Genomic DNA, 16,115 nt, shown 5'->3' with positions numbered 1-16,115 from the left:
ATATAAAGCATTTTTTATACATAACTTAAAAAAAATACTTAGAATAATTGAATATATAATGGTTAAACTATTTATTGACCGAGGTAAAGAATTTTAAAAAAGTTATTTTAATAATGTTTAATAGATTAAATAAAGGAGGAGAAAAAATGAAATTTACATTAAGAGAGCAAGAAAGATTAATGATGGTTGTTGCTGCTGATATTGCTAGTAAAAGAAGGGATAGAGGTTTAAAACTTAACTATCCAGAATCTGTTGCTATAATAACAGATTTCCTTATGGAAGGTGCTAGAGATGGAGTAAGTGTTGAAACACTTATGTCAACAGGAAGAAATGTACTTTCAGCAGATGAAGTTATGGCAGGTGTTCCAGAAATGATACACGCTATTCAAATAGAAGCTACATTCCCAGATGGAACTAAGCTTGTAACAGTTCACGACCCAATAAGATAATTTTAAAAGGAGGTTTACGATTATGATACCAGGAGAATACAAATTAGCAGAAGGTAAAGTTTTAATGAATGAAGGTTCAGAAACTATAAGCCTAAGAGTTGTCAATACAGGTGATAGACCAGTTCAAATTGGTTCACACTACCACTTCTATGAAGTAAATACAGGATTAGAATTTGATAGAGAAGCAGCTTATGGAAAGAGATTAGACATTCCATCAGGAACAGCTGTAAGATTTGAACCAGGTGATGAGAAAGAAGTTCAATTAATCGAAATGACTGGAGATAGAAATGTTTACGGCTTGAATGATAAAGTTAACGGAAACTTAGATTATAAAAAAATATTAAAAACTAAATAGAAAACAATCATAAGAGGAGGTCAGGATAATGAGTTTTGAAATGAATAGAAAATCATACGTAGATATGTTTGGACCAACAGTTGGAGATAGTTTTAGATTAGGTGACACCAACTTATTTGCAGCGATAGAAAAAGACTTAACTAAGCACGGAGATGAGGCAAAGTTTGGTGGTGGAAAAACACTTAGAGCTGGTATGGGAATGAACATAACAGAATCAAGAAATAATCCATTAGTAGCTGACTTAATAATATCAGGAGCTACAATTATAGATTATACAGGAGTTTATAAAGCTGATATCGGTATTAGAGATGGAAAAATCCTTGCTATTGGTAAAGGTGGAAATCCAGATCTTATGGATGATGTAGATTTCATCGTTGGTGTTGCTACAGAAGCTTTAGCTGGAGAAGGATTTATAATCACTGCTGGTGGAATAGATTCACACGTTCACATGATCAACCCTGATTTAATTAAGGTTGCTTTACAAGGTGGAATAACAACAATATTTGGTGGAGGAACTGGCCCTAATGATGGATCAAATGCCGTTACAGCTACACCAGGACCTTACCACATTAAAGAAATGTTAAGAGCACATGATAGTTTCCCAATAAATGTTGGTATATTAGGAAAAGCTGCGGCTTATACAGAAGCTCCAGGAGCTGAGCAAATAGAAGCTGGTGCTGCTGGGCTTAAAATACACGAAGACTGGGGTGCTACTGCAGGGTGTATTGATAAAGCACTAGAAATAGCTGATAAATATGATATTCAAGTATCAATACACACAGATACATTAAATGAGTGTGGATTCTTAGAAAATACTATGGAAGCTATTGATGGAAGGGTTATACATACATTCCATACAGAAGGTGCTGGTGGAGGTCATGCTCCTGATATTATCAAGGCTGCACAATACGACTATGTATTACCATCATCAACAAGCCCAACACTTCCATACACAGTGAACACAATTGCTGAGCACTTAGATATGCTTATGGTTTGTCACCACTTAGATAATAAAATTCCTGAGGACGTAGCTTTTGCTGACTCAAGAATCAGACACCAAACAATCGAAGCTGAAGATGTTCTTCACGATATGGGTGTTATTAGTATGACAAGTTCAGATGCTATCGCAATGGGTAGAATTGGTGAAGTTATTACTAGAACATGGCAAGTAGCTCACCATATGAAAAATCACAGAGGAGTATTAGAAGGAGATAGTGAATTTAACGATAATAACAGAATTAAAAGATATGTTGCTAAATATACAATCAACCCAGCTATAACTCAAGGTATTTCAGATTATATCGGTTCAGTTGAAGTAGGCAAATATGCTGACTTAGTAATGTGGACACCACAATTCTTTGGAGCTAAACCAGAAGCTATAATCAAAAAAGGATTAACAGTTATGGCAGTTTCAGGAGATGCTAATGCATCAATCCCAACTGTACAACCAAGAGTACTTAGAGATATGTACTATGCAGGTGGAAAAGGTCCTGGAGATACATGTATAACATTCGTATCAAAAGTTGCTTATGAAAATGGAATTAAAGAAGAACTAAAACTTGATAAGCAAGTATTACCAGTTCATGGTATAAGAAACTTATCTAAAAAAGATATGATATTTAATGATGCAACTCCTAAAATAGAAGTTGATTCTCAAAGTTATGTAGTTTCAGTAGATGGTGTTGCAATAAGATGTGAGCCAGCTACAGAATTACCATTAACACAAAGATACTTATTATTCTAATTTAAATAAGAGAGATAATATCTAGCATGGGTTAAATCATGTTAGATATTTATTAAAATAAGGATTTAACAATATAAAAATGGTTAGGAGAATTGATATGATACTAGATAAAATATTAGGGAATATAAATGATATGCATATCCATGATGAACATACTCACTCACATGAAGAGGGGGAGGGGAAACACTTACATGAAAACCACATGCATATTGAAAAACTTTATTTAAGAAGTGATGAATTACTAAAAAGAATAAATAGAGTTACTTCAGACCATGGTCATGAATATGGAATATCATTAAGTAAAGAAGCGGTTTTAAAAGATGGAGATATCTTATTTAAAGATGAAAAAAACATGGTTGTTGTTAGTGTTAAATCAGATAATGTACTAATAATAAAGCCACAAACTATCACAGAAATGGGAAGAATAGCACATAACTTAGGTAACAGACATCTACCAGCACAGTTTAAGGATGATGTGATGATATTAGAATATGATAGTCTTGTAGAAGATTTATTAAAAGAAGAAAGAATTCCTTATTCTAGAGAGGATATTACTCTTGAAAAAGCATTTAGACATGTAGAGTTTGGACATAAACATGTGTAAGGAAGTAAATTCATTAGAAATATTAAGTATGTTACAGTTATGCGATTCACAATTCCCAGTGGGATCATTTAATCATTCATATGGAATGGAAAATTATTTAAGAACAGAAAAAGTAAATAGCGCAGACAGTTTGAAAGTATGGGTTAGAGCTTTTTTAAAAGATTCATTTAGTCAAAATGATGCATTAGCTATAAGATTTGTATATGATATTTTAGCAAGAGAAGAAGTTAAAGAAATTTGGGTGCTTGATGAATGGATGACAGTACAAAGCATACCAATGGAAACAAGAAATGCTGGGAAGCTTGTAGGAAGAAGAATGTGTGAGCTTTTGCTAGATTTATATGATTCAGAAATAATAAGTGCTTATCAAGCTAGAATTAAAAAGAAAGAATCTTATGGACATCCAGCAATTGTATTTGCAATGCTTATGCATAAATTAGAAGTTCCATTAAAAAGAGCAACAATGTATCATATGTATGCAACAATTTCTACTTTAGTTCAAAATGCAGTTAGAACCATACCTTTAGGGCAAAAAGATGGTCAGTTAATTTTAAAAGAATTTGCTGATGATTTTGAAAATCTGTACTTAAAAATAGAAATGCTTACAGAAGATGATTTTGGAGCTAACATTCCAGGATTAGAAATGGCACAAATAAAACATGAAACACAAGTATTTAGATTATTTATGTCTTAAAAAATAAATTAAATTTTGCGAAAATGAAAGGAGTGTCTTAAAGATGAGACCAGTTGTAATAGGAATAGGTGGCCCAGTTGGGGCTGGAAAAACTCTATTAATAGAGAGATTAACAAGAGTCATGGAAGGTGAATATAAATGTGCAGTTATCACAAATGATATCTACACAAAAGAGGATGCTAAATTTATGGCTACAAATTCAGTTCTGCCAGAAGAGAGAATTATTGGTGTAGAAACAGGGGGGTGCCCTCATACAGCAATAAGAGAAGATGCATCAATGAACTTCTCTGCTATAGAAGAACTTAAAAGTAGATTTGATGATTTAGATATAATATTTGTAGAGAGTGGTGGAGATAATCTAGCAGCTACATTTAGTCCAGATTTAGTGGATTTTTCAGCATACATAATAGATGTTGCGCAAGGTGAGAAAATTCCAAGAAAAGCAGGGCAAGGTATGATTAAGAGTGATTTGTTTGTTATAAATAAAATTGATCTTGCACCTTATGTAGGAGCTGACCTTGAAGTAATGAAAAGAGATACTATGGTATTTAGAAATGAAGATAGCTTTATATTCACAAATCTTAAAACTGATGAAGGTATTCAAAAAGTAATAGATTGGGTAAAGAAAAATTGTCTATTAGAAGGGATAAATAAGTAGATGTTTAAACCTATAAATGAAAAAGAATATGCAGCTAATAGTGAACTTACAATAGCAAAAAGTGGAGAGAAACATAAAGCTGAAAAAGCATATTTTACAGGTATAGCAAAACTTGCAAGAGCATTATATTTAGACACGGATGGAATACCATGTTATTATTTAATGCAACTTGGTGGTGGATATGTAGAAAATGAAAAGTTTAGAAATGCTATTCATGTAAAAGAAAATGCAAGAGCGATAGTCACTACTCAGGCAGCTACAAAGGTATATAAGTGTATGAATGAATTACCTTCTTATCAAAGAAATGAAATTGAACTTGAAGAAAATTCAGTTTTAGAATTTGTAACAGATAATGTAATTTTGTATAAAGATGCTATGTTTAGACAAGATACAACTATAAGGTTAAGAGATACATCTACACTTATGTATACGGAAGGTTTAACATCAGGGTGGTCACCAGATGGAAAAAGATTTCAATATTCTAGTGTTCAGATGAAGCTTAGAATGTTTTTAAATGATAAGCCAATAATGCTTGATAATTTAAAGCTTGATACAAGAGTAGACCAAATGGATTCGCTTGGCTTTTTTGAAGAGTATTCAAATTACAGTTCATTAATAGTTATAGATAGTTTAGTAGATGCAAAACTTATAGATACGTTAAGAGGTAAAATAAAAGATTTGAAGTTAGATATAAAAGCAGGAATAACAAAACTTGAATGCAACGGGTTTGTTTTAAGAGTTTTAGGAAATTTAACTCAAGATTTAGAAAAAGCAATATTTGCTTGTATAAATTATATAAGAAAAGAAAAATTTGGTTCTAATGAGTTAGAATTAGGTAAAAGATAAAGAAAAAACTTAGTGCGGATAGTTTAAAAACTATCCGCACTAAGTTTTTTCTTTTAGAATGAATATTTAAGATAGATTAAGAAGAAAATAAGATTAGATAAATTACCAAAAAAATTAAGAAAAGATACATTAAATTCAACAAATGATATTTAATTGAAAAATAAAAATAAGTGTAATTACAAATTTAATAAAAATTTAGAGACAAAATAGTTAAAATATCAATGCTAAAAAAAATTAAGCATAAAAATATTAGTAAATATAAGGAAACTTAATGAATTGTCTAAAAATGATATAAAATGCGAAAAATAATTGAAAAAACCTTAAATATGTTGTAAAATCAATATGTGAGTTAAAGAAAAATATTTACTTAAATAAGCAAATGATATATAATTAAAGTTTTGATTAAAATATGATAATTTTAATGATGAGTTTAATTCTATATTTATTTCTACATATTTTTTAAGTCACGTAAAATACAAAGGCTGTTTAAAAATTAAATAGAAATTATACATATTTTTAGCCTTTTTATTTAGACAAAAGATAAATAAAAGGAGGAATAAATTATGATGCACGCTATAAATCACGGAGACGTAGCATTTATGATTATCGCAACAGTTCTTGTTGCTGTAATGACTCCAGGTCTTGCATTCTTCTACGGTGGATTAGTTGAAAAGAAGAACTCATTAACAATGATGTTCCAATCATTCATATCAATCGGGGTAGTTACAGTAATGTGGGTTTTCGGAGGATTTAGTTTAGTATTTGGACAGGATATAGGTGGGGTTATAGGTAACCCAGGACAATTCTTCGCATTTAATGGGATGAATTTTTCAATAAATTCAAGTTATGGGTCACATATACCATTCTTAATGTTCTTTATGTATCAATTAATGTTCGCAATTATCACTGCACCTTTAATGACTGGAGCTTTTGCTAACAGAATTAAAATTGGTGGATGGATAAAAGTATTAATACTTTGGACATTATTAGTTTACTTCCCAGTAGCTCACTGGGTCTGGGGTGGTGGATTCTTACAAAAATTAGGATTCGTTGACTATGCTGGAGGAACTGTTATCCATATCACAGCAGGATTTGCTGGATTGGTTGGAGTATGGTACTTCGGAAAAAGAGCTGTTAAGCCTAAAAAAGGACCTGGTAACTTAACATTAGTTGCTATCGGTACAGCTTTACTATTATTTGGATGGTTTGGATTTAACTCAGGTGGAGCTCTTGCAAGTGGTCAAACTGCTGCAATCGCATTCACTAATACAGCAGTTGCTGGAGCTGTAGCTATGGTTGTTTGGATGATCATTGCTTACATCGAACACAAAAGATTCTCATTCTTAGAAATTATGACAGGTGCTGTTGCAGGGTTTGCAACAATCACACCAGCGGCTGGTTATGTTACACCATTATCAGCGGCTGCAATAGGTGCTATTGCTGCTATAGTTTGCTTCTTCTGCGTAGCTTTTGCTAAGAAGATGAAGTGGGATGATGCTTTAGATGTTTGGGGAGTTCACGGTATGGGTGGTCTTACAGGAACATTCTTAATCGGTATCTTCGCAAATGGAGCTGTTAACGGAGTTCAAGCTGGAATACACCAAATTTTAATTCAATTACTAGGAATAGTAATAGTTACTGTTTATACAATAGTTGTTACATTTATAGTATTTAAAATTGCAGATTTAACTGGTTCAATCAGAACTACTAAAGAAGAGCAGGAGCGAGGTCTAGACTTAGCTTTACTTGGAGAGTACTCTGAAGTTGACGAGTAAATATATTAAAGAAGACATGATTTTCATGTCTTCTTTTTTTATGATAAATTATATTAGAAAATAATGTTTATTTATTATGCACTTTAGTATACAATTAAAGCATGAAATATATTAAGTAAATTCTAGAGAACATATAAGATGTCTTTAGGGAAAGAATAATTACATATGTAGAAAATACGTATTTAAGGATGGTGACCTAATGGATTATTTAAAAATAGAGAGTGACGATAACTCTGTTACTTTAAAAGGAGTTAAAAATTTTGATATAAAGCAGACTCTTGAATGCGGTCAATGTTTTAGGTGGGAGAAAGTAGCTGATAATATATATGTTGGAGTTGCTTTTGGTAGAGTACTAGAAATTGAACAAGTTGGTAATGATGTTATTTTACATAATACTAATGAAGATGAGTTTTATAAAATATGGCTGAAGTATTTTAATTTAGATACAGATTATACTGAAATTAAAGAAAAATTATCTCAGGATGCTACACTAAGCAAAGCAATTGAGTATGGTTCAGGAATTAGAGTTTTAAATCAAGAACCATTTGAACTTGTAATTTCATTTATTATATCTGCAAGGAATAGTGTTCCTATGATAAGTAAGACAGTAAATGAAATTTCAAGAAGGTGGGGTAAGAAGATAGAATACAAGGGAAAAGATTATTATGAGTTTCCCAAAAAAGAAGTTTTAGCTAGTATTACAGAAATTGAAATGAAAGATGCAGGTGGTTCTTTTAGAAGTAGATATATTATTGATACTTCAGATAAAATAACTAATTGCGAATTTATAAAAGAAGGATTGTTGTCTGTTGAAGATAATAATGCTTTTTTAGCAAAATATGATTTAGAAACTATTAGAGCCCTTGATGCTGATGAGTGTCATAAGGCATTGCAAAACTATTCAGGAATAGGTGCAAAGGTTGCAGATTGTATAATGTTATTTTCAATGGAAAAAACATCAGGATTTCCTGTTGATAGATGGGTAAAAAGAGCAATGATGCATTTTTATGGTGCAGGAGATTTGTCACTTCCAAAGATTAGAGTTTTTGCTAGAGAAAGATTTGGTGAGTTTGCAGGTGCAGCACAACAATATCTATTCTATTATGCAAAGGAAAAAGGAATATTATTATAAAAAATATAAGGTTGTATATAGATTTTCTATATATAACCTTTTTTTGCTTTTAATAGTTAATAAAATAACAACGTTGGATACAGAGTAGAGAAGTTAAGTGCTTAAATTTGGAAAAATAATATATAAATAGTTAAAAATATAGAAAATTTGCAAACAAAAACAAGAATTATGTAGAAAATAAGAATTTATATTGAAAAAAATTTAACGATATAATAAAATACTGGTATAGAGGGACGAAAAAAGTCAAAATAGGGAGTGAAATTAAATATGATTACTAAAGAGAATATGAAGAAAGGTCTAATGTTTGGAATATTAGTTGGACTAGCTTGGGGACTTGATGGAGTTTTATTAGGAAAAGTTCAGGAAGTATTTACTTCAAGCAGTTTTTTAAGTACATATGAAACACTTGGTATTAGTACAAAAAGTGTAGAGTATGCGCCACTTGTTACTGGTTTTTTTCATGAATCATTTGCATTCTTTTGGATTGCAATATATTTAGCATTTAATAAGCAATTAAAACATATGTTTTATTTATTATTTAAAACTAAAAAGGGAAAAGCAATTGCTATTGCAGCATTAGTAGGTTCTCCAATAGGTATGGGAGCTTATCTTTTAGGAATTAAATATGCTAGTGCACCTTATGCTGCTAGTATTTCAGTTATATATCCAGGGGTAGGAGCTATCCTTGCTTACTTAATATTAAAAGAAAAATTAAATAAGAGAGCTATTGTAGGTATAGCGGTGAGTTTATTTGGTTCAATAATGCTTGGGTTAAAACCAGGGGATGTTCCAGAAACATTTATGCTTGGTGTTGCATTCTCTTTAGTAGCAGTTTTAGGTTGGGCTTTAGAAGGCGTTATAGTAGGGTTTGCTATGAAACATATTAAAGATGAAGACCATGTACAAGCTACACCACAACAATTCTTAGGATTAAGATATTTTATAGCTATGCTTTCATATGGTTTATTTATTTTACCAATGATTGATGGTTTTGGTCTTGCAGGATATGTTATAAGTTCAGGCATGGTATTTAAAATTGCTTTAATAGCAACACTCGGTGCTATTACTTACCTTTCATGGTATAAAGCAGTTGATTTAATTGGTGCTGCTATGGGAACTGCTTTAAATAGTACAGCAGCTTTCTGGTCAATAGTATTTACAGCAATATTATTTGGACAGTTTGACCCATCAGTTGCAATTTGGTGTGTAGTTATAGTCATTGGAGTGTTTATTTTTGCAATAGACCCTGCAATGTTTAAAAAAGATAAGAAAGTAGAGGAATCTACTGATGAGATAGTAAATAATTAAGAAGGTTAGGCTCTAGATGAGCCTAACTATCTTGCTATTAAGAGAAAAGTTTGGTTTAATTTTGTAGATGATTATAGAGTTTGTTTTAAACTTAGGAGGAATTTGTTATGAGAAAGCACGAAGTTTTAGAAAATATGAAAAATATAGTTGATAACTGTTTAGGGGATGAAAAGGCAGCTTGTGTTGCTACTTGTCCTATGCACACAGACGTTAAAAGCTATGTGAAACTTATAAGAGAAGATAAAGGCGAAGAAGCTATAAAAGTTATAAGGGAAAAACTTTTTATACCAGGGGTGTTAGGGAGAATTTGTGCTCATCCATGTGAAGGGAAATGTAAATGGAATGAGGCAAAGAATCCAATTTCTATTGCATCTTTAAAAAGATATGCCGCAGATAATTTTGATAAAGAAGAAAATTGGGACATGACAATTAAAGAAAGTAATGGAAAAAAAGTTGCAGTTATAGGTGCAGGGCCAGCGGGTCTTCAAGCAGCTCTTGATTTAAGAAAAGAGGGATGCAGTGTAACTGTTTTTGAGAAACTTCCAGTTAGAGGTGGAATGATGGCAGTTGGGATACCAGCTTACAGACTTCCAAGAGATATAATTGAAAAAGAAGTTAATTACCTAGATAAACTAGGTGTAGAATTTAAAATGAATTTTGAAATCGGTAAAGATGCAAAGTTTAGTGATATAGTAAATGAATTTGATAGTATTGTGGTTGCGGTTGGAAAGCACCAAGGCAGAGTTGATAGAAGTCTTGCTAATTTTGATGCTAAAGGTATTTTTAGTGCACAGGGTTTCTTAAAAGAAGCTGCTTTAACTTCAAATATTGAAGATGCAGGGATGAAAGTTCTTGTTGTTGGTGGTGGTGATGTAGCAATGGATTGTTGTAGAACTGCTAGAAGAATAAATGGAGTGAATGATGTTTATTCAATTTGTCTTGAGAATAGTTTTGATACAATGGCTTCATCAAATCATGAGATTCAAGGTGCTAAGGCTGAGGGGATATTCTTTAATCATGCAAAGGCAATTAAGACAATTAATGTTGATTCAAAGGGAAGAGTTTCTTCTGTAGTTTTAAAAAGATGTCTTTCAATGTTTGATGCACAGGGAAGATTTGCACCAACATTTGATGCAGATGATACTAAGATGATTGAAGTAGATACTATAGTTTTTGCTATAGGGCAAGGTGTTGAAGGTGATTTTGCTAAAGATATTTTAGTTCAAAGACCAAATTCAACATTTGAGTGTGATAAACAAACGCTGCAATCAAGTTCTAATGAGAAAGTGTTTGTAGCTGGTGATGCTTCTGGGGAGTCAGTTATAGTTATTCAAGCAATGGCTACAGGTAGAAGGGTAGCACAGTCAGTTATAAGATTCTTAAATGGAGAAAACTTAACTGAGGGCAGAAGTCTTGATGATACTTGGACATTTGAATCAAAACTTAAAAAACCAATAGATTGGTCTAAGTTCCCTGAAACTAGAGAAGATATGAAGGAAGTTGAAGTTTTAGAAAGACTTAAATCATTTGATGAAGTGGCACTTGGTTATACAAAAGCAGAGGCTAAAAAAGAGGCGGATAGATGTAAACAATGCCAATGTAAGGGCTGTATGGGTGAGTGTATAATGCTTAATGAATATACAGATTGTCCAAAAACTTTATTTAAAGAGTATTTAGATAAGGGAATTGAAAATATGGATGAGATGATTGCTTATTCATGTAACGAGTGCAATCAATGTACAATAGTTTGTCCAAAAAAATTTGATATTAAAGCAAATTTTAGATTTATTAAAGAAGATTTAGCTAAGAAAAATAAAGGTTTAGTGCCTATAAAAGAATTACAACCAAGTGATGCAATTCAGGAAAAAGATTGTGATGATGAGTATTGCACAACTGTTGATGCTAAGTCAAAAGAGGAAAGAGTAGAGATGAATAATAATATGTTAAAGAAAAAAACTAAATATGTTTTTGTACCAGGATGTACAGTGCCAGCTTACACACCAGCTGGGGTGGAGAATACATTAAAGCACTTAAGAGATAGTCTTGGTGCAGAAAATGTTGGTGCTATGCTTCAATGTTGTGGTAAGGTTACTTATTTAATTGGTGAGAATGAGATGTATGAAGTTAGAAATAAGAAAGCTAATGATATTCTTGATGAGATGGGTGCAGAGGTTATTATAACTATTTGTCCATCATGTTATGCTGATTTTAGTAAAACTGCAAAAGGCAAAAGAGTTATCTCATATTGGGACTTAATGAAGAATTTAATTGGAGTTCCAAACAATGCTAGAGGCATTGGAGAAGGTTCTGATGTAGTATTTAATATTCATGATTCTTGTGTTACAAGAGATATAATTTCACACCATGAAAGTGTTAGATGGATTCTTGATGAGATGGGCTATAATTGGTCAGAAGTTGAGAGAAATGGTAAAGATACAAGATGTTGTGGTGTTGGTGGAATGGTTTGTAGTTCTAAACCTAAACTTTATAAAGCTGTTTATGAGAGAAGAGCAAAAGACTTTGATAGTGAGCATATAGTAACATATTGTGGGTCATGTAGAGGAACTATGCAGGCAGCAGGTAAGGATTCTATTCACATATTAGACCTTATGTTTGGTGATAAAGCTTATATGGCAAGTGATGCTAAGGATAGAGGATACACAACTGAGGAAGAAATGTGGGCTAATAGGCTTGAAACAAAAACAAGACTTGAAAATTTAAAATAAGATATTTAACTGAGTTATAGTAAATATGCTATAGCTCAGTTTTTTTATTTTACTTAGTATCAATTGAGAATATAGTTATTATAAAGGATAAGAGTTATAATTAAATTAAGACAAAAAATAGTATAAGATAATTGTAAGAAAAATAGAAAGAAAAAAGTAAGGAAATTAGTTTACTATATTTAGTAAAGGTAGTATTTAGATTAAATTAAATAGCAATAATAAGAATATATAGTATTTTAGCAGATTGAAATGTAAAGTTAATGATTAATACAAGGGGTGGAAGTAGTTTGGACAATAAGAAAAAGAAATATACTAAGTATTTGAAATGGATAATTGGGATAATAATAGTTGTAACTGTGTTAGTGCCTATTATTATGAATTTTGATAAATGGATGCATTTTTTAAGTGATCCAAATAAAATAAAAGAGCTTGTATTAAGTTATGGTCATTATAGTATGTTAGTATTTGTATTTCTTCAAATAATACAAATAATTATATTCTTTATTCCAGGTGAAGTAGTTCAGTTTGCTGGTGGTTACATATTTGGACCGTATCTAAGTTTTCTTTTATGTATCATAGGAGTTGTGATAGGTAGTGCTATAACATTTTCTATTTCTAGAAAGTTTGGAAAACCTTTTGTAGAGAAAATTGTAAGTAAAGATAGTCTTTGGATTATTAAAAAGATTGAGACTGCAAAGCATCATAGAGAGGAAACACATCCACATAAAAAGAAGAAAAGACATCCTAAAACTATAATATTTATTTTATATATGATACCAGGGATTCCAAAGGATATACTTGGGTATATTAGTGGAATTGCTGATATAAGTTTAAAAGAGTTTCTAATTGTATCAACTCTTGCAAGGTCACCAGCTTTGTTTATATCTTGTTTTTTTGGAGATAAGTTAGAACTTTTAAAGGACGAATTTACAGGCGAAAATATGTGGCTATGGATAGGTGGGGCAGCAGTCCTATTTATAATAGTTGGTATAGCATTATTTATTTCTAGAAAATTTGTAAATAAATTAAAGGAAGATGTTGAGGATTAAGTTCTCTCAACATCTTTTTTTATAGATATATTTATTATTATGGATTCTATTAAAAGCATTATTAATATAAAGACTGCACATAGCATAAAATAGTTCTCAGGGAGTATTTTTATAATTGAGTCAGTTGTTTCATTAAATATCCAAAGGTCATTGTCAAAAGCAATGTTATGGAATAATAGAAAAACTTTATTAAAATCAATTATTATGAAAAGTCCAAGAAAGCCTACTGTTGCTAAAAGGATTCTATTGAAATACTTTTTACAAACTAATAGATTTTGTTGCATCTTTTTGTGTAATACAGTTTTTTGGTAGAAAAATCTTTTGTATACAAGATATAAACTTAAGAATACACCTATGCTAGCGGCAATCATAAATAGATAGGTAAGTAATATTTTTACTTCAAAAAAATGTTTTTGTCCATTTGAGCTTAAGCTGAAATAATTAAAGTTAAGTTTTGTGATAAGTGGATTTCTAAGGTACACAATTATTTTTTCGTATTCGGTCATTAAACTTTCAAATGGTATTGCAAGAGTTTTTGCAGTTTCATTTGATAAACTAAAGTATTTGAATAAAAACTTACTGTTAAATAAAATTATTATATTAGTACAGATAAGTAAGATAAAGCTTAAAGATGCAAATAGAAAATGTTTTTTATTTTTCATAATGGTAATAATCCTTTCGTAATTCTTAATTTAACTAGATTATTGCCAAGTTACACTTACTTTAGTATAAAATTTCAAAAAAATATATTATAATAAAATATATAGAAATTTAGAAGAAAAGTTTAGAGGGAGGGATTAAACATGAATATTAAACCACTTGGAAATAGAGTAGTTATCAAAAGAGCAGAGGTTAAAGAACAAACTAAAAGCGGTATTATTTTAACAGGGGCTGCAAAAGAAAAACCACAACATGCTATAGTTATAGCAGTTGGACCAGGGCTTGTTGTTGAGGGCATAAGACAAGAGATGGAAGTTAAAGTTTCAGATAAGGTACTTTACTCACAATATGCAGGAAATGACATAGAAATAGATGGCGAGAAAGTTATTATTTTAAAAGAAGAAGATATATTAGCGATTATAGAAGAGTAGAAAAAGGGAGGGTTTATAGATTATGGCAAAGTCATTAATGTTTGGTGAAGAGGCAAGAAGAGCTATGCAAGCAGGGGTAGATAAGCTTGCAAACACAGTTAAGGTCACACTTGGACCTAAAGGAAGAAATGTTATTTTAGATAAGAAGTATGGTAGTCCTCTTATTACAAATGATGGAGTTTCAATTGCTAGAGAAATAGAACTTGAAGATCCTTATGAAAATATGGGAGCACAGCTTGTAAAAGAGGTTGCTACAAAGACAAACGACGTAGCTGGAGATGGGACAACAACAGCAACTTTACTTGCACAAGCTATTATAAAAGAAGGTCTTAAAAATGTTACAGCAGGGGCGAATCCTATTCTTGTCAGAACAGGAATAAACTTAGCAGTAGCAAAAGCTGTAGAAGAAATAAAGGCAATTTCAAAGCCTATTGAAGGAAAAGAAGATATTGCTAGAGTTGCTTCAATTTCAGCTGGTGATGAAAATATAGGACAGCTTATTGCAGATGCAATGGAGAGAGTTGGACATGAGGGTGTTATCACTATAGAAGAGTCAAAAACAATGGGTACAGAACTTGATGTGGTTGAAGGTATGCAGTTTGATAGAGGATATTTATCTCCTTATATGGTTACTGATACAGAAAAGATGGAAGCAGTTCTTGATAATCCATTAGTTTTAATTACAGATAGAAAGATAAATAATTTCCAAGAGATTTTGCCAATACTAGAGCAAATTGTTCAGGCAGGTAAAAAACTTCTTATAATTTCAGAAGATGTTGAGAGTGAGGCTATTGCTACTATTGTAGTTAATAAACTTCGTGGGACATTTAACTGTGTGGCTGTTAAAGCACCTGGTTTTGGAGATAGAAGAAAAGAAATGCTTAAAGATATTGCGACTTTAACAGGTGGTATGGTTATTTCAGAAGAAATTGGACTGGATATAAAAGAAGTTACTTTAGGAATGCTTGGTCAGGCTGAGAGTATTAAAGTAAGTAAGGATAATACTGTTATTGTTAATGGTAAAGGTCAAAAAGAAGAGATTAAAAATAGGATTGCTCAAATAAAAGTTCAACTTGAAAATTCTACATCAGAATTTGATAGAGAAAAACTTCAAGAAAGACTTGCAAAGCTTGCAGGTGGAGTTGCCGTAATTAAGGTTGGGGCAGCTACAGAGACAGAGCTTAAAGAAAGAAAACTTAGAATTGAAGATGCTCTTAATGCTACAAAGGCAGCTGTTGAAGAAGGTATAGTTGCCGGTGGTGGGACTGCTTATGTTAATGTAATTAACAAAGTTAAAGAAATTACTTCAGATATAGCTGATGAGCAAGTTGGTATAAATATTATTGTTAGATCTTTAGAAGAACCAATGAGACAAATTGCATTTAATGCAGGTGAAGAAGGTTCAGTAATAGTTGAGAAGGTTAGACATCTTGAAGCTGGTATGGGATATGATGCTCTTAGAGGAGAGTATAAAAATATGCTTACATCTGGGATTGTTGACCCAACAAAGGTTACAAGAACTGCACTTCAAAATGCAGCATCAGTAGCAGCAACATTCTTAACAACAGAAGCAGCCGTGGTAGATATTCCACAGCCAACTCCAGCTATGCCACAACAAGGTATGGAAGGTATGTATTAATTAAAATATAGAAAATATACAAATAATACTTAGAGAAATTCTCTA

The 16,115-nt window shown here is 31.5% G+C and carries 15 protein-coding genes; 14 read left to right on the top strand and 1 reads right to left on the bottom strand.

Annotated elements, in window-relative coordinates; genetic code table 11:
- Nucleotides 1-146: 146 nt before the first annotated feature.
- From Q0V24_RS09180 to Q0V24_RS09125, 12 genes are all read left to right on the top strand, one after another.
- Entirely contained in the window at nucleotides 147-449 is a 303-nt protein-coding gene (locus Q0V24_RS09180) for an urease subunit gamma (RefSeq protein WP_297520696.1), read from the top strand.
- A gap of 22 nt (nucleotides 450-471) precedes the next feature.
- A complete protein-coding gene (locus Q0V24_RS09175; protein WP_297520694.1) occupies nucleotides 472-804 on the top strand; it encodes an urease subunit beta in 333 nt (110 codons plus the stop codon).
- Between the two features lie 28 nt (nucleotides 805-832).
- Complete coding sequence (gene ureC, locus Q0V24_RS09170; RefSeq protein WP_297520692.1) at nucleotides 833-2,548, top strand: urease subunit alpha; 1,716 nt, start codon at nucleotides 833-835, stop codon at nucleotides 2,546-2,548.
- Nucleotides 2,549-2,645: 97 nt separating this feature from the next.
- On the top strand, nucleotides 2,646-3,152 hold the full coding sequence (locus Q0V24_RS09165) for an urease accessory protein UreE (protein ID WP_297520690.1): 507 nt from the start codon (nucleotides 2,646-2,648) through the stop codon (nucleotides 3,150-3,152).
- A complete protein-coding gene (locus tag Q0V24_RS09160; protein ID WP_297520688.1) occupies nucleotides 3,145-3,846 on the top strand; it encodes an urease accessory protein UreF in 702 nt (233 codons plus the stop codon). The genes Q0V24_RS09165 and Q0V24_RS09160 overlap by 8 nt, the downstream gene beginning before the upstream one ends.
- Before the next feature lie 43 nt (nucleotides 3,847-3,889).
- Nucleotides 3,890-4,504 carry an urease accessory protein UreG gene (ureG, locus tag Q0V24_RS09155; protein ID WP_297520686.1) on the top strand — a complete coding sequence of 205 codons (615 nt, stop codon included), beginning with the start codon at nucleotides 3,890-3,892 and terminating at the stop codon, nucleotides 4,502-4,504.
- Entirely contained in the window at nucleotides 4,505-5,350 is an 846-nt protein-coding gene (locus tag Q0V24_RS09150; RefSeq protein ID WP_297520684.1) for an urease accessory protein UreD, read from the top strand.
- A gap of 563 nt (nucleotides 5,351-5,913) precedes the next feature.
- Nucleotides 5,914-7,125, top strand: coding sequence for an ammonium transporter (locus Q0V24_RS09145; protein ID WP_297520682.1), 1,212 nt, complete (start codon nucleotides 5,914-5,916; stop codon nucleotides 7,123-7,125).
- Nucleotides 7,126-7,324: 199 nt separating this feature from the next.
- Complete coding sequence (locus Q0V24_RS09140) at nucleotides 7,325-8,257, top strand: DNA glycosylase (RefSeq protein WP_297520680.1); 933 nt, start codon at nucleotides 7,325-7,327, stop codon at nucleotides 8,255-8,257.
- Between the two features lie 267 nt (nucleotides 8,258-8,524).
- A complete protein-coding gene (locus Q0V24_RS09135) occupies nucleotides 8,525-9,565 on the top strand; it encodes a DMT family transporter (protein ID WP_297520678.1) in 1,041 nt (346 codons plus the stop codon).
- A 107-nt stretch (nucleotides 9,566-9,672) separates the two neighbouring features.
- A complete protein-coding gene (locus Q0V24_RS09130) occupies nucleotides 9,673-12,291 on the top strand; it encodes an FAD-dependent oxidoreductase (RefSeq protein ID WP_297520676.1) in 2,619 nt (872 codons plus the stop codon).
- A 287-nt stretch (nucleotides 12,292-12,578) separates the two neighbouring features.
- The gene (locus tag Q0V24_RS09125) at nucleotides 12,579-13,340 is read left to right on the top strand and encodes a TVP38/TMEM64 family protein (protein ID WP_297520674.1); all 762 of its coding nucleotides are present in this window, start codon (nucleotides 12,579-12,581) and stop codon (nucleotides 13,338-13,340) included.
- Here Q0V24_RS09125 and Q0V24_RS09120 read toward each other — a convergent pair.
- Nucleotides 13,337-14,002, bottom strand: coding sequence for a TIGR01906 family membrane protein (locus Q0V24_RS09120; RefSeq protein ID WP_297520672.1), 666 nt, complete (start codon nucleotides 14,000-14,002; stop codon nucleotides 13,337-13,339). The genes Q0V24_RS09125 and Q0V24_RS09120 overlap by 4 nt on opposite strands.
- A gap of 141 nt (nucleotides 14,003-14,143) precedes the next feature.
- Here Q0V24_RS09120 and Q0V24_RS09115 point away from each other — a divergent pair, with 141 nt between their 5' ends.
- Both Q0V24_RS09115 and groL read left to right on the top strand, forming a co-directional pair.
- Nucleotides 14,144-14,431 carry a co-chaperone GroES gene (locus Q0V24_RS09115; RefSeq protein ID WP_297520670.1) on the top strand — a complete coding sequence of 96 codons (288 nt, stop codon included), beginning with the start codon at nucleotides 14,144-14,146 and terminating at the stop codon, nucleotides 14,429-14,431.
- Between the two features lie 22 nt (nucleotides 14,432-14,453).
- Nucleotides 14,454-16,070 (top strand): chaperonin GroEL, encoded by a 1,617-nt coding sequence (gene groL, locus Q0V24_RS09110; protein ID WP_297520668.1) that lies wholly within the window; start codon nucleotides 14,454-14,456, stop codon nucleotides 16,068-16,070.
- The last annotated feature ends 45 nt before the right edge of the window (nucleotides 16,071-16,115 follow it).

Origin of the sequence: uncultured Clostridium sp. (assembly GCF_947039605.1) — a bacterium.
Taxonomy (GTDB): domain Bacteria; phylum Bacillota; class Clostridia; order Clostridiales; family Clostridiaceae; genus Sarcina.
This window is presented reverse-complemented; position numbering and strand designations above follow the sequence as displayed.

Bases quoted from the DNA above. Each gene is read 5' to 3' on its own strand.
- Q0V24_RS09180 (WP_297520696.1), top strand. From the start codon at position 147: ATGAAATTTACATTAAGAGAGCAAGAAAGATTAATGATGGTTGTTGCT.
- Q0V24_RS09175 (WP_297520694.1), top strand. From the start codon at position 472: ATGATACCAGGAGAATACAAATTAGCAGAAGGTAAAGTTTTAATGAAT.
- ureC (WP_297520692.1), top strand. From the start codon at position 833: ATGAGTTTTGAAATGAATAGAAAATCATACGTAGATATGTTTGGACCA.
- Q0V24_RS09165 (WP_297520690.1), top strand. From the start codon at position 2,646: ATGATACTAGATAAAATATTAGGGAATATAAATGATATGCATATCCAT.
- Q0V24_RS09160 (WP_297520688.1), top strand. From the start codon at position 3,145: ATGTGTAAGGAAGTAAATTCATTAGAAATATTAAGTATGTTACAGTTA.
- ureG (WP_297520686.1), top strand. From the start codon at position 3,890: ATGAGACCAGTTGTAATAGGAATAGGTGGCCCAGTTGGGGCTGGAAAA.
- Q0V24_RS09150 (WP_297520684.1), top strand. From the start codon at position 4,505: ATGTTTAAACCTATAAATGAAAAAGAATATGCAGCTAATAGTGAACTT.
- Q0V24_RS09145 (WP_297520682.1), top strand. From the start codon at position 5,914: ATGATGCACGCTATAAATCACGGAGACGTAGCATTTATGATTATCGCA.
- Q0V24_RS09140 (WP_297520680.1), top strand. From the start codon at position 7,325: ATGGATTATTTAAAAATAGAGAGTGACGATAACTCTGTTACTTTAAAA.
- Q0V24_RS09135 (WP_297520678.1), top strand. From the start codon at position 8,525: ATGATTACTAAAGAGAATATGAAGAAAGGTCTAATGTTTGGAATATTA.
- Q0V24_RS09130 (WP_297520676.1), top strand. From the start codon at position 9,673: ATGAGAAAGCACGAAGTTTTAGAAAATATGAAAAATATAGTTGATAAC.
- Q0V24_RS09120 (WP_297520672.1), bottom strand. From the start codon at position 14,002: ATGAAAAATAAAAAACATTTTCTATTTGCATCTTTAAGCTTTATCTTA.
- Q0V24_RS09115 (WP_297520670.1), top strand. From the start codon at position 14,144: ATGAATATTAAACCACTTGGAAATAGAGTAGTTATCAAAAGAGCAGAG.
- groL (WP_297520668.1), top strand. From the start codon at position 14,454: ATGGCAAAGTCATTAATGTTTGGTGAAGAGGCAAGAAGAGCTATGCAA.